The 13,101-nt window shown below is 68.5% G+C and carries 11 protein-coding genes; 5 read left to right on the plus strand and 6 right to left on the minus strand.

The window, feature by feature from the left end; translation table 11 throughout:
• Nucleotides 1-205 precede the first annotated feature (205 nt).
• Nucleotides 206-1,552 carry a GntP family permease gene (locus tag GGQ96_RS12995; RefSeq protein ID WP_184115773.1) on the plus strand — a complete coding sequence of 449 codons (1,347 nt, stop codon included), beginning with the start codon at nt 206-208 and terminating at the stop codon, nt 1,550-1,552.
• Between the two features lie 22 nt (nt 1,553-1,574).
• A complete protein-coding gene (locus GGQ96_RS13000) occupies nt 1,575-2,252 on the plus strand; it encodes a FadR/GntR family transcriptional regulator (protein ID WP_184115775.1) in 678 nt (225 codons plus the stop codon).
• A gap of 14 nt (nt 2,253-2,266) precedes the next feature.
• On the opposite strand, the gene GGQ96_RS13005 is transcribed toward GGQ96_RS13000, so the two are convergent.
• Complete coding sequence (locus GGQ96_RS13005; protein ID WP_246360545.1) at nt 2,267-2,803, minus strand: gluconokinase; 537 nt, start codon at nt 2,801-2,803, stop codon at nt 2,267-2,269.
• A 200-nt stretch (nt 2,804-3,003) separates the two neighbouring features.
• Here GGQ96_RS13005 and GGQ96_RS13010 point away from each other — a divergent pair, with 200 nt between their 5' ends.
• Nucleotides 3,004-6,090 carry a glycosyl hydrolase family 28-related protein gene (locus GGQ96_RS13010; protein ID WP_246360547.1) on the plus strand — a complete coding sequence of 1,029 codons (3,087 nt, stop codon included), beginning with the start codon at nt 3,004-3,006 and terminating at the stop codon, nt 6,088-6,090.
• Nucleotides 6,091-6,108: 18 nt separating this feature from the next.
• Here the strand turns inward: GGQ96_RS13010 and GGQ96_RS13015 are convergent, their stop codons facing one another.
• The gene (locus GGQ96_RS13015; RefSeq protein WP_184115413.1) at nt 6,109-6,345 is read right to left on the minus strand and encodes a hypothetical protein; all 237 of its coding nucleotides are present in this window, start codon (nt 6,343-6,345) and stop codon (nt 6,109-6,111) included.
• Between the two features lie 77 nt (nt 6,346-6,422).
• Nucleotides 6,423-6,692 (minus strand): DUF6894 family protein, encoded by a 270-nt coding sequence (locus tag GGQ96_RS13020; RefSeq protein ID WP_184115414.1) that lies wholly within the window; start codon nt 6,690-6,692, stop codon nt 6,423-6,425.
• 305 nt (nt 6,693-6,997) lie between these two features.
• Between GGQ96_RS13020 and GGQ96_RS13025 the strand changes: the two genes are divergently transcribed.
• Entirely contained in the window at nt 6,998-8,863 is a 1,866-nt protein-coding gene (locus GGQ96_RS13025) for a glycoside hydrolase family 97 protein (RefSeq protein ID WP_221239960.1), read from the plus strand.
• Between the two features lie 21 nt (nt 8,864-8,884).
• On the opposite strand, the gene GGQ96_RS13030 is transcribed toward GGQ96_RS13025, so the two are convergent.
• The 3 genes from GGQ96_RS13030 to GGQ96_RS13040 all read right to left on the minus strand — a co-directional run bounded on the left by GGQ96_RS13030 (nt 8,885) and on the right by GGQ96_RS13040 (nt 11,042).
• Complete coding sequence (locus GGQ96_RS13030) at nt 8,885-9,493, minus strand: DUF2076 domain-containing protein (RefSeq protein ID WP_184115416.1); 609 nt, start codon at nt 9,491-9,493, stop codon at nt 8,885-8,887.
• Nucleotides 9,494-9,736: 243 nt separating this feature from the next.
• Nucleotides 9,737-10,618: a hypothetical protein gene (locus GGQ96_RS13035; RefSeq protein WP_184115418.1), complete on the minus strand. Its 882-nt coding sequence runs from the start codon at nt 10,616-10,618 to the stop codon at nt 9,737-9,739.
• A 103-nt stretch (nt 10,619-10,721) separates the two neighbouring features.
• On the minus strand, nt 10,722-11,042 hold the full coding sequence (locus GGQ96_RS13040; RefSeq protein WP_184115420.1) for a hypothetical protein: 321 nt from the start codon (nt 11,040-11,042) through the stop codon (nt 10,722-10,724).
• 356 nt (nt 11,043-11,398) lie between these two features.
• On the opposite strand from GGQ96_RS13040, the gene GGQ96_RS13045 reads away from it, so the two are divergent.
• Nucleotides 11,399-13,060: an alpha-L-fucosidase gene (locus tag GGQ96_RS13045; protein ID WP_246360548.1), complete on the plus strand. Its 1,662-nt coding sequence runs from the start codon at nt 11,399-11,401 to the stop codon at nt 13,058-13,060.
• Nucleotides 13,061-13,101: the final 41 nt, after the last annotated feature.

The following is a 13,101-nucleotide window of genomic DNA, read 5'->3' on the forward strand; positions in this document are numbered from 1 at the left end:
GGCGCAATCCGGTTGGACAGATTTTCTCTATGATCCTCGCGACCCCCTGCAATCAAGGCTTTTTTCTTGCCGACCCATAAAAACCTGTCCTACAGCTAGCGACAGGGACAGGCGAAAGCGCCGTCCAACACGCGAGGGAGGATGCGATGCGGCCTGCACCAGGCGAATGGACACCAGCGCCGGAGACACGCGCATGACGGCTGCGCTGACCGGTGGCGACCTGCGCCTGATCGGCGCGGCGCTGGCGGGCATCCTGCTGGCGGTGCTGATGATCGTGCGCGGCCGCCTTCATCCCTTTATCGGCCTGCTCTGCGGCGCGTTCACGGTCGGACTGCTCGCCGGCCTGCCGCTGCCCGATATCGCCAAGGCGGTGCAGAAGGGCGTCGGCGACATCATCGGCGGCACCGGGCTCGTCGTCGCACTAGGCCTGTCGCTGGGCGCGATGCTGCATCTGTCGGGCGCGGCCGCCGCGCTCGCCCGCGCGGCCTTGGGCGTGACCGGCGTGCGCGCCGCGCCTTGGGCGACGCTGGGCATCGCGATCGTCATCGGCCTGCCCTTGTTCTTCGAAACCGGCCTCGTCCTGCTGCTGCCGATCGTGGTCGCCGCCGCCGAGGCGATGGCGGGGCCGGAGGATGCCGACCGCGACTCCGCGCGCCTACGCCTGATCATGCCGGCGCTCGCCGGCCTGGGCGTCGTCCATGCGCTGGTGCCGCCGCATCCCGGGCCGCTGCTCGCGGTCGAGGCGCTGGGCGCCAATCTCGGCCGCACCATGCTCTACGGCATCATCATCGCCATTCCGACCGCGATCATCGCCGGGCCGCTGCTCGCCAGGGTGACGACGCGTGGCGTCCGTCTGGCCCCGCCGGTGATGGGCGATCACCAGCTGGCGATCGCCACCCCCGCCCTGTCACTGTCGCTGCTGATCGTGCTGCTGCCGGTCCTGCTGATCGCGACCGGCGAGCTGGGCCAGCTCCTCCCCGGCCTGACCGGCAGCACCGCGTTGGTCGCGGCGAGCAATCCGGTCGTGGCGCTGCTCGTCACCAACCTGCTCGCCCTGCCGCTCCTGTTCGGGCGGCGGTTGCGCGAGGCAGCGATCCAGGACGCGGTGTGGCACGAGACGATGGGTGCGGCGGGCGCGATCCTGCTCGCGATCGGCGCCGGCGGCGCGCTGAAGCAGGTGCTGGTCAGCGCCGGCTTGTCCGACCTGCTGGCCCGCGTCGTGCTGATGTACGCCATCTCGCCGCTGCTGCTCGGCTGGCTGGTCGCGGTCGGCATCCGGCTGGCGGCCGGATCGGCGACCGTGGCGACGATCACCGCGGTCGGCGTGATGCCGGGCGTCGTCGCCAGCTCGGGCGTGTCGCCGGAACTGGTGGTGCTGGCGATCGGCGCGGGATCGGTGTTCTTCAGCCATGTCAACGATCCCGGCTTCTGGCTGGTCAAGAGCTATGTCGGCACCAGCACGGCCGATACCTTCCGCACCTGGTCTCTGCTGGAGACCACCATCTCCGTGGTCGGCCTGGTGCTGGTCGTGGCGCTGAGCCATGTCATCTGACCGGGCCGCGCCCGGGCGGGCGATGAGCGAGGGGCGGCTGGCGGACCGGGCCTATACCGCGATCGTCCGCATCATCACCGAGGAGGATCTGGCGATCGGCGACCGCCTGCCCTCCGAAAGCCGGCTGGCCGAGACGTTCGGCATGTCGCGCACCATCGTCCGCGAGGCGCTGGCGCGGCTGGCGTCGGACGGCATCACCGAGGCGCGGCGCGGCGCCGGCTCCTATGTGAAGCGTCGCCCCTCCGCCCGGCTCGGCAGCCATATGCCAATGGACGCGCTGGCCGCGACGCTCGGCACCTATGAAGTGCGCTTCGTGCTGGAGGCGGAGGCGGCGCGGCTGGCGGCGCAGCGGCGCTCACCCGAGCAGATGGAGGCGATCGAGGCGGCGCTGACGGCGCTGCGCACCGCCTTGCTGTCCAACGCGCCCGCGCATGACGAGGACTGGCTGCTCCACCGCGCGATCGTCGAAGCGACCGCCAATGCCGCCTTCGTGCCGGTGTTCGACCATCTGCAGGATGCGGTGATGCGCATCCTGCGCGCCGGCGTCGAAATCTCGCGCGCTCGCGCGCCCGAGGTCATCGGCGCGATGATGGAGGAGCATGACGCGATCGTCGATGCGATCCGCGCGCAGGATGCGGATGGAGCGGCGCTGGCGATGCGCTGGCACCTGTCGCAGGGGCGCAAGCGGCTGATGCCGTGACGCGCCCGCTTCCGTCAGACGGACACGCCCTCCACCCAGTCGAGCACCGCGACGCTGAGATCGTCGGGCGCGCGCGATGCATCCAGCGTGATCGCGCGCTCGTCCGCGCCCGGCCGCTCCAGCGTGGCCAGCTGGCTGGCGAGCAGGCTGGGCGGCATGTAATGGCCTGCCCGGCTCTCCATCCGCCGCGCGATTTCCGCCGCCCCCGTGTCGAGCAGCACGAAGTGGAGCGGCATCGCCGCCGCCGTCTCCAGCCGTTCGCGATAGACCCGCTTCAAGGCCGAGCAGGCGGCGACCGCGACCCCCCGGTCGCGTGCCGCCGTCCCGATCGCCGCGCCGAGCCTGTCGAGCCAGGGCCAGCGATCCGCATCGGTCAGCGCATGGCCCGCCTGCATCTTGGCGACGTTGTCGGCCGAGTGATAGGAATCGCCCTCCAGCACTGGACAGCCGAGCCGCTCGCCGAGCCTGGCCGACAGCGTCGACTTGCCACTGCCGCTGACGCCCATGACGATGATCGCACAGGGCTGGCCCGCTGGTGTCTCGCCTGGCATCATCGCGCGTCCTTCATCCCTTCACGGCCCTCCAGGCCGCATCGCCGACGGATGACGGGCCGATGCGGACTTGACCATTACGACCTTTGTCGCAGTCGTCGGGTCGGCGGGCCCATCTTATCGACAAGGTTGAACGCTCCGGCGGACGATCGGAACCCCGGCCCGCGCGCGGCGCGGCCAGACCTAAGACGGAGAGCGCGATGACCATTCGACCAGCCATGCCCCGCCTGATCGGCCGGGCGGCCGCCCTGCTGCTCGCCGGCACCACCCTGGCCTCGACCGCCCTGCTGCCCACCGCGTACGCCGCCACGGCGCGTAGCGAGGGAACTTCGGCTTATCCCACCGCACCCGCCGATCCCCGCGCGGTGACGGTGTCCGCCGCGAACGACGGCGTCGCCGACGCCACGGCCGCGATCCAGCAGGCGATCGACTCGGTCGCGGCGAAGGGCGGCGGCGGGCTGGTCTTCCTGCCGAGCGGGCAATACCGCCTATCGCGCACGCTCTATATATGGCCGGGCGTGCGGCTGTTCGGCGTCGGGCGGACGCGCCCTGTCTTCGTGCTGGCCGCCAACACGCCGGGTTTCCAGCGCGGCGTCGGCAGCATGATCTTCTTCACCGGCAACCGCCGCGCCGCGCCCGGCGAGCCGGCCCCGCCGCCCGTCCCCGTGCCGCCGCCGACCAGCGTGCCGTTTGATCCGGCCATCGCCGACGCCAATTCGGGCACCTTCTATTCGGCAATGAGCAATGTCGATTTCCGGATCGGCGACGGCAATTCGGCGGCGACGGCAGTGCGCTTCCACGCGGCGCAGCACGCCTATCTCAGCCATATCGATTTCCACCTGGGCAGCGGCCTGGCCGGCATCTACCAGGTCGGCAATCTGGGCATGGACCTGCATTTCCATGGCGGCCGCTATGGCATCCTCACCGAGAAGCCCTCGCCGGCCTGGCCCTATACGCTGCTCGACTCGACTTTCGACGGCCAGCGCGACGCTGCGATCCGGGAGCATGAAGCGGGGCTAACCCTGGTCAACACCGTGTTCCGCAACGTGCCGATCGGCGTCGAGATCGACCGCGGCTATGGCGACTGGCTGTGGGGATCGGACGTGCGGTTCGAGAATGTGTCGCAGGCCGGCGTCGTCATCAGCAACGAGGGCAACGCCTATACCCAGATCGGATTCGAGAATGCGCTGGCCAGCAACACCCCCGTCTTCGCCCGCTTCCGCGACAGTGGCCGCACCGTGGCGGGCACCGGCGCGCGCTATCGGGTGAGCGCATTCACCTATGGCCTGACACTGCCTGGCCTCGGCACGATGGGTCGGTTCGAGACGCGGATGGACGCCGCCCCGCTCGCCCGCCTGCCCCGCGCGCGCGCGGATGCGATCCGCGCGATGCCGGCGGTGGCGAGCTGGACCAACGTCCGCGATCTCGGCGTGCGCGGCGACAACACGACCGACGACACCGCCGCGCTGCAACGGGCGATCGACACGCACCGCGTCCTTTATCTCCCCGCCGGCTTCTACCGCGTCACCGATACGCTGAAGCTGCGTCGCGACAGCGTGCTGATCGGCCTTCACCCTAGCCTGACCCAGATCGTGCTGGCGGAGGACAGTCCGGCGTTTCGCGGCATCGGCAGCCCACGCGGCCTGATCGAGAGCGCGCGCGGCGGCGATGCGATCGTGTCCGGCCTCGGCCTGGACACCGGCGGGCGCAACCCGCGCGCCACCGCCTTGCTTTGGCGCGCGGGCGCGGCATCGCTGGTCGACGACGTGAAGTTCCAGGGCGGTCACGGCACCTTCCTGGCCGATGGTAGTCGGACCGAGCCCTATAATGCCGATCACAGTGGCGATCCCGATCCCATGAAACGCTGGGACGGGCAGTTCGCCAGCCTGTGGGTGACCGATGGCGGCGGCGGCACGTTCAACGGGCTGTGGACGCCCAGCACCTATGCTTCGGCGGGTCTCTACGTCTCGAACACCGACACGCCGGGCCATGTCTATCAGATGTCGGCGGAGCATCATCGCCGTGCCGAGATCGTCCTGGACGGCGTCCGCCATTGGCGCTTCCTCGCCCCCCAGACCGAGGAGGAGGCGGGCGAGAGCCGCGACGCGGTGTCGCTGGAGGTGCGCAACTCGCGCGACATCCTGTTCGCCAATTATCATGGCTACCGCGTCACTCGCTCGATCCAGCCCGCCCCCAGCGCGGTGACGCTCTACGGATCGAGCGATATCCGCTTCCGCAACGTGCACGTGAACGGCGAAAGCGGCTTCGCGACCTGCGACGCCAATGGCTGCGGCACCTATCTGCGCGCGAGCAAATACCCCTATGCCAACGCGATCGCCGACGTGACGCGCGGCGCATTGGTACGCGAGCGCGAGTTCGCGGTGCTCGACGTGACCGACGCCCCCCTGCCAGAACCGGGCGCGACACTGGCGCCGGTCACCAAGCTGGCCGATGGCTTCTATTCGCTGGGCGGCGGGGCGGTCGACGGCAAGGGCCAGCTCTTCTTCGTCGATCGCTATTTCCAGCGTATTCATGGCTGGACCGCCGCCAAGGGTCTGTCGATCGTCGCCGATGCGCCGCTCGACCCGGTCAACCTGGTCGTCGACCGGTCGGGCAAGCTGATGGTCCTGTCGTCCGCCGGGGCGGCGGCGACCGTCTACAGCCTCGACCCTGCGCACCCGCAGGACGTGCAGGTGATTGCGCCGACTGCCGCCCCGGCGCGGTCCGCTGCGACGCTGGCGCTGCCGGGCAGCTTCTGGAACAATGGGGAATTCCGCGACCAATATGATCCCGCCACCGACCGCTTCACGACGCTGGCGGAGATGTTCGCCCGCGACGCGGCGGTGCCGAAGTCCAGCCAATATGTCTCGCCCGACGGCAGCGTGGCGCTGCCCGCCTTCCGCGTGTGGCAGCAGGGTCCGTCGAATCATATCGGCTGGCGCTTCTCCGACACGCTCGACACCTATGGCTTCGTGACCGGGCGGGTCGGCGAGCGGGTCTATGTCGCCAATGGGTCGGAGGATCGGACCTATAGCGCGCTGCTGGGCCCCGGCGGCGCGCTGACCGACCTGCGCCCCTTCGCCCCGCGCGGCGGCGAAAGCGTCGCCAGGGGACCGGACGGCCGCATCTATGTCGGGAACGGGCAGGTGTTCGTCTATGGGCCCGATGGGCGGGAGGCGGGGCGGATCGATGTTCCGGATCGCCCGCTGCAACTGGTGTTCGGCGGTCCGGATGGTCGGACCCTGTTCATCCTGACCCACCACGCACTCTACAGCGCCCGACCATAAGGGGCCTGGGCGCGGCGGTCAGATCGTGATCGGGAAATCGGACCGCCGCGCCAGCATCGCCATGTTGCCGAACGGGATCATCTCGGCGCTGCCGACATATTGGATGTAGAGCCGATCGCGCTCCGCCTCGTCCCAGGCCAGCGCGCGGCAGACCATCTCGCTGAGGCGACCGCGATCGATCCGTCTGCTGCCTGTTCCATCATTCGCAGGGCGCAGAAGCAGCATCGTCTCCGCCCACAAATTCACCGCACTCACCGTCCACCTCCGATTGGCTGCGCTGCCAATCCGCATCCCTGCCGGCCGTTCCACTTATTTCTTTGTATGATAGCGATTTAACCTAATTCAGCCTCATCTGGAGCCGAACCGGTGCGGATTGGCGACGACCGGGGGACGACGGTCGCCACGATGATATGGGCCAGCGACTGTCCGACGCTGTTCTCGATATCGAGCTGCCAATGCCCTTCATCGGCGAAACCGGGATGTTCCGACAGGTAGCGCCCTAGATATCGGACCGCCTCGTTCCGGGCCTCGCTCAGGTCGACGCAGTCGATGCTCCTCGCGGCCTGCGTGCTGTTCCTGAGTTTAAGAATGAAACGGGTCATGCACCTGTCGCACGGCGGCCGCCACGCGCTCCATTGGAATTCGGGATGGGGACCATAGCGGCTTCCCGGCACCGGTCACTGACATGGGTCGGGTTACGGCAGGAACCGTGCCATTTTGTCGCCGGTGATCATCACGGTCGGATGTCGCCGGGCGATGGGGAACGACGTCCAGATCCGCCGCCGGCACTAGCTTGCGGACCGCACGGTCAACGCCGGCCATTTCGCTTGCGATGGTCACCATCAGCTTCCAGACATACGATCGAAACGTCAGGACGCAGGCGGTTCGGCGCCACGGAGGAACAGCAATGCAGGGACGATCCGAAAGGGCATCGCGCGTCTGCCGCGGCATCGGCGGCCTGGCGCTGGCGGGCGCCGCGACGATGATGGCGACCGGGATCGCGCAAGCCAGGACGGTGCAAGTCGCCAGCCCGGACGGTAAGGTCCAGGCCCTTCTGTCGGACGACGACGGCAACCTGCGCTACCGCGTCACCGTCGATGGCAGGCCGGTGCTCGACCCGTCGCCGCTGCGGATGCGGGTCGACGGCGTCGAGCTGGGCGATGGCGCGGCGATCGGCGTCATTCGCCGGGGCAGGACCGACACGCGCTACCGAGTTCATGGCGCCAAGCGCGAGGCGATCGATCGCAGCAACATCGCTCATGTCGCGCTCACCAGCCACGGCATGGCGTTTGAGGCGGATGTCCGCGTCGCGGATGACGGCGTCGGCGTCCGCTTGCGCTTGCCTGCGCGACCGGGCCGCAGGATCGAGACCGATCATTCCGGCTGGAAGCTCGCCGCCCCCGATGCGCCCGTCTGGGTGACCAGGCGCGATCCCGCCTATGAGGAGATCTACGAAGCAACGACGCTCAGCGCGCTGAGGGGCAAGCCGCTTGGCCTGCCGCTGACCGCCAAGGTCGATCGGGTCTGGGTGACGATCAGCGAGGCCGAAGGGGTCGGCTATGGCGACCTGGCGATCACGCCCGATGCCGACGGGCTGTTGACCGGTGACCTCTATGCCGATCCTTCGGGCTGGCGCACCGACGCGGCGGTCGTCCAGCCGTGGCGGGTCACCATCGTCGCCCGCGACCTGACCGACCTGGTCAACACGACGCTGATCCCAACCCTCAATCCGCCCCCGCCGCCGGCCCTCGCCACGGCGGACTGGATCCGTCCCGGCCGGTCGAGCTGGCAGTGGCTGGCGATCGGCGCGCCGCTGGAAAGCGACCAGCACCAGTGGATCGATTGGACGAAGCGCCTCGGATACGAATATTATCTGCTCGACGAGGGATGGGCCGCGTGGAAGCAGCCCTGGGAGACGCTGGCCGATACGGTGCGCTACGCCCGCTCCCAGGGCGTCGCCGTTTGGATCTGGGTTCACAGCAAGGAGATGGTGGACCCGGCGCGCCGCCGCGCCGCGCTTCGCCGCTATGCCGATCTCGGTATCGTCGGCATCAAGGTCGACTTTCCCCAGCCTCCCAACCATGTCTGGACGCAATGGTACGAGGACGTCGCACGCGACGCGGCTAACGACCGACTGATGGTCGACTTCCACGGCGCGGTGAAGCCGACCGGGACCGAGCGGACCTGGCCCAATGTCCTGACGCGCGAGGCGGTGCGCGGCCATGAATGGCAGATCACCCGGTACAAGCGGGTGCTGCCCGCCGACCATGACACGATCCTGCCCTTCACCCGCTATGTCGTGGGGCCGGGCGACTATACGCCGACGGTGTTCGAACCCACGGAGTTGCAGGGCCATAGTTGGCCGCACGAACTGGCGCAGGCGATCATCTTCACCTCGCCCTATCTCTCGTTCGGTGGCCATCCCCGCACCTATCTGGAAAATCCGGCAGTGGACGTGCTGAAGGCGATCCCGGCGGCGTGGGACGAGACGATCGTCCTGCCCGGCAGCCAGCCCGGCACGCTGGCCGGCTTCGCCCGGCGGCGGGGCAAGGACTGGTTCGTCGCCGTAATCAACGGCCGGGAGGCGCGGTCGTTGAGGATCGACCTGCGCTTCCTGGGTCGGGGCGACTGGTCGCTGGTCTCGCTGGCCGACGCCGTCGCCCGGCCCGATGCCTATGACCGGGGCGAGCGCAAGGTCCGTGCGCGCGACGCGATCACCATGGCGCTGCGCGCGCAGGGCGGGTTCGTCGGCTGGCTGCGCCCCGCCCGCTGACCGAGCCGACTTGGTCAGCGGCTAGTAATTGCCCGGATCGTTGTTGCCGTCGTCGCCATCGTCGTCGCTGTCATAATAGTTGTTGACGATCGTCTCCTCGGGCCGGTCGGCAAAGCCCTGCCCGCCGCCAAACAGGCCGCCGCCGCCGCCCTGGTTGCGGCCGAACATGTCGGACAAGCCGTTGAACAGCATTTCTCCACCGGCGACGCCAGCCGCCGTGGTGCCGGCATTGCGCAGGAAACTGCCGAGCCCGCTTTGCGCGGAGAACAGGCCGGGGCGTTGCTGCGGCGGCGGCGCATAGTCCGCTTGCGATGGCGCATAGGCGGACTGGCCCCAGGGACCGGACCCGCTTTGTTGCGGCGGCAGGAAGCTGGACGTGGTGGGTGCCGGCCGATCTTGGCGATAGGCAAGCTCGCGTAGCTGGCTTTCGAGATCGGCGATACGGTCCTGCGCGGCGTGGAGCGACTGGTCGGCGACGATCGCGTGCTGGACCAGCCAATAGGCCGCGTCGGGATTGGCGGACAGCGTCTGGCGGATCATGCCGTCGGCCTCCTGGTCCTTGGGCACCCCCCGGGCATTGTTCAAATCCTGCAAGAAGCGCGTGAGCAACTGGCGTTCGTCCGGCGTCATCCGATCCTCCTTCAATGGAGGCGGAGATCGCGGTGAAGCGTCGCGGGTTCAATCGCTGGCGGGCGCCTTACCGGAATTTCATGCGGCCATCATGATCGGGGATGGCCGCAGGGTGCGAGTAATCGATCGCATGGTCTTCGTCGGCTTTCCACGACCGGCAAGCGAATGAAGCGGCTGTCCCCGACAGCCGCTCCGTCGAACCAGATTGCGGCGGGCGCGAGATGCAAGCCCGCCACGAACCGGTCAGCGCAGCCGGCGGCGGGTCGCCGCCGTCGCGCCGAAACCCGATGCCGCCGCGCCGACCAGCAGTGCGATGACAAGCACAAACGACGTGCCGGCCGCCGCGCCCGCCGCCTGGTCGGTCGCCGACTTGGCAGTGGCGACCGCCTCGTTCTTGGTCTGGACAAAGCGCTGCTTGGCCTGCGTCACCTGCGCCTGCGCCTCGGCGCGGCTGATCTTGCGCTGGGCGGCGACGATGTCGACGATCCGCGCCTCGGCCTGCTGGCCCTCGGCCCCGCCGCGCGCCAGTGCCGGCAATTCCTGCGCGATCGCCTTCTGCGCCTGCTCCGCGCTCATCTTAGCCGGATCGTTCGGCACGTCCGACAGATAGGCCGCGGCCTCGCTGCGTACGTCGCCCTCGTCGATGCCGGCGACCGACGCCGCCTGGGGCGCGGCGGCGGCGACCGTCGTTCCCGCCGCACCGGCCACCGCGCCTACGGTCCGGAACGCACCACCGATGATGCCGCCGACCGCCGAGGTCAGCAGGTACAGGGTCAGGATCAGCGTCACGCCCCAGACGACCAGGCCATGAACCAGCGCATCGAACCGTTCATGCACGCCCGCGACCCGCGCTGCGGCATAGCCGCCGGCGCCCAGCGCCAGCACGGTCGTCACCAGCCAGTAGAGACCCGCCCCAATGCCGAAGCCGGCAGCGCCGGGTGTCGTGCCCGCGACCGGATCGACCATGGTCAAGCCAATGCCGGCACCCAGAATGCCGAGTACCAGTTGCACTGCGACAGCCAGCACCACGCCGGCGAAGATCGCCCCCCAGGACAGGCGCGTGGGCGTCTTGCCCGAATAAGCGGCATCGACCGGCGCGACGCCGGGGGTGAAATGGGTAGCCATGAATACTCCTAAAGGATGGGGTCAACGCCGGTCCGTCCATGGCCTGGCACGACCCCGGGACGATCTGACCGGTCAAACAGCGGATGAACCGCCAGGCACCGCGTTACGGAAGCACGCCGCAACCCGCCGCGGCCTTGCCGACGGACAGGGCGATGGCGGGGTCCTTCAGCTCGCCGGCAACGCGCAGCAGGTCGCCGACGGTGAGCGCGCCGGGGGTCGTGTCGCCCTGGCGATAAGCGGCGGCGGCGCGGCCGAGTTGCTGGAGCTGGCCAAGCGAAAGATCGGATTGCAGGCGATTACCGACGCAATCGGCCCGGCCCTCGTCCAGGCCATAGCGTTGCAGCCCGCTGGATATACGGGTGGCGGGCGCGGCGCAGGCCGATAGCGACACAGCGCTGAGCAACATCAAGGCCGAGGCCCGCATTATCCACTCTCCCCGAATATCATCCGCCCGGCCAGGACGATGCGGCCGGTTCGGTGCCATTAACCGCTTATAAGGAATACGGTTCCCGCGATCACCTTCGGCGCGATAATCGTGATCGAACCGCCGGGTCGCCGGCCGAGCCATCGCGGCATCCGTCGCCCGCTGGGCAGTCGACGATGCCCGGTCAGCGGTGCGCATCCTTTCCGGCCCATGCGCCTACATCCACGAACGGGTCGCGGCGACCAACCGCCGAAGCACATCCTCACGCTTCCGCCGACATGGCTTGCGATGCCGCTAACAGTCTGATTAGTAGTATATTTGACGGCGGCACGCCGCTGCGTCGGGAGAGGAAAGCGATGGCCGGTTCGATCACTTCATCGATGGCGGGCGATCCGTCGCGCCGGGCGGTGCTTGCCGGCATGGCTGCCAGCGCCTTCGCCCACCGCGCCCTGGCGCAAAGCCCGATGGGGCTCGCACGGGGCCCGGTGCAGCCAAGCTGGTCGTCTTTGGTCGAGCACTACCGCTATCCCGACTGGTTCCGCGACGCAAAGCTGGGGCTGTGGTCGCATTGGGGGCCGCAATCGGTGCCCGAGCAGGGCGACTGGTATGGCCGCTTCATGTACATGCAGGGTCATCCGATGTACGAACATCACCTGAAGACCTATGGCCATCCGAGCGAGGCCGGGATGATGGAGATCCAGCGCCGCTGGACCGCCGAGCGCTGGGACCCCGATGCGCTGATCGCGCGCTACAAGCGGGCAGGCGCCCGGTATTTCGTCAGCCTGGCGTGCCACCACGACAATCTCGACTGCTATGACAGTCGCTATCACGCTTGGAACAGCCTGCGGGTCGGGCCGAAGAAGGACGTGGTCGGGATCTGGGCCGGGGCAACGCGGCGCGCCGGGCTGAAGTTCGGCGTCTCCAACCATGCCGCCCATGCCTGGCATTGGTATCAGACCGCCTATGGCTATGACGCGGTGGGTCCGCGCCAGGGTGTCCGATACGACGCGTTCCGTCTGCGCCAGGCCGACGGGCGCGGCCGCTGGTGGGAGGGGCTGGACCCGCAACAGCTCTATACCGGCGGCCATCTGGTCATACCCGACGGGATCGGGAGCGTGGCGGAGATGAATGCCTGGCACGACCGGCATGACGGACAATGGGTCGAGACCGCCCCACCCGGCGATACCGCCTATGCGATGCGCTGGCTGCTCCGCCAAGCCGATCTCATGGAGAAATACCGACCCGACTTTTGCTATTTCGACGATTACGAATTGCCGTTCGGCCCGATCGGGTTGCAGGCGGCGGCCGATTACTACAACCGCTCGATCGCGTGGCACGGCAAGATCGACGTGGTGCTGACCGCCAAGCAGCTCAAGCCTTATGCCCGGTTCGGTCTGGTGCAGGATGTCGAGCGCGGCTTCACCGATCATCGGTGGGACGAGCCGTGGCAGACCGACACCTGTATCGGCGACTGGTTCTACAATGTCGCGCGCTTGAACGACAAGAGCTACAAGACCGCCGAGCAGGTCATCCAGCGGCTCGCCGACGTGGTGTCGAAGAACGGCAATCTGCTGCTCTCCATTCCGCAACCCGGCGACGGCTCGATCGATCGCGAGGAAGAGAAGATCCTCGACGACATGGCCGCCTGGGTGGCGGTGAACGGCGAGGCGATCTTCGGGTCGCGACCCTGGCGCGTCTATGGCGAGGGACCGACCCGACTCCAGGTCGGGATGCAGAACGAACAGTCCGCCGGCGCCTTCACCGCGCAGGACATCCGCTTCACCACCAACAGCGGGGCGCTCTATGCCTTGCCGCTCCGCTGGCCGACGCGCCGGCTGTCGATCGCGGCCTTGGGAACGGACCGGCTGCGGGAGGCTGTGATCGAGCGGGTGACGTTGCTGGGCGGCGGGACGCTGGCCCATCGACGCGACGGCGCAGGCCTGCATGTCGACCTGCCGCCGCCGGGTGGTTCGGGTTTCGTCCCCGTGTTGCGCATCGACGGACGCGGCCTGGTGTAGACCCTTTTTTCTTCCCGAGAGGAACGCGTCCAGACAAAAAA

It is taken from the genome of Sphingomonas abaci (genome assembly GCF_014199625.1).
Taxonomy (GTDB): domain Bacteria; phylum Pseudomonadota; class Alphaproteobacteria; order Sphingomonadales; family Sphingomonadaceae; genus Sphingomonas; species Sphingomonas abaci.

Bases quoted from the DNA above. Each gene is read 5' to 3' on its own strand.
- GGQ96_RS13005 (WP_246360545.1), bottom strand. From the start codon at position 2,803: ATGCCAGGCGAGACACCAGCGGGCCAGCCCTGTGCGATCATCGTCATG.
- GGQ96_RS13010 (WP_246360547.1), top strand. From the start codon at position 3,004: ATGACCATTCGACCAGCCATGCCCCGCCTGATCGGCCGGGCGGCCGCC.
- GGQ96_RS13045 (WP_246360548.1), top strand. From the start codon at position 11,399: ATGGCCGGTTCGATCACTTCATCGATGGCGGGCGATCCGTCGCGCCGG.
- GGQ96_RS13030 (WP_184115416.1), bottom strand. From the start codon at position 9,493: ATGACGCCGGACGAACGCCAGTTGCTCACGCGCTTCTTGCAGGATTTG.
- GGQ96_RS13020 (WP_184115414.1), bottom strand. From the start codon at position 6,692: ATGACCCGTTTCATTCTTAAACTCAGGAACAGCACGCAGGCCGCGAGG.
- GGQ96_RS13035 (WP_184115418.1), bottom strand. From the start codon at position 10,618: ATGGCTACCCATTTCACCCCCGGCGTCGCGCCGGTCGATGCCGCTTAT.
- GGQ96_RS13000 (WP_184115775.1), top strand. From the start codon at position 1,575: ATGAGCGAGGGGCGGCTGGCGGACCGGGCCTATACCGCGATCGTCCGC.
- GGQ96_RS13025 (WP_221239960.1), top strand. From the start codon at position 6,998: ATGCAGGGACGATCCGAAAGGGCATCGCGCGTCTGCCGCGGCATCGGC.
- GGQ96_RS13040 (WP_184115420.1), bottom strand. From the start codon at position 11,042: ATGCGGGCCTCGGCCTTGATGTTGCTCAGCGCTGTGTCGCTATCGGCC.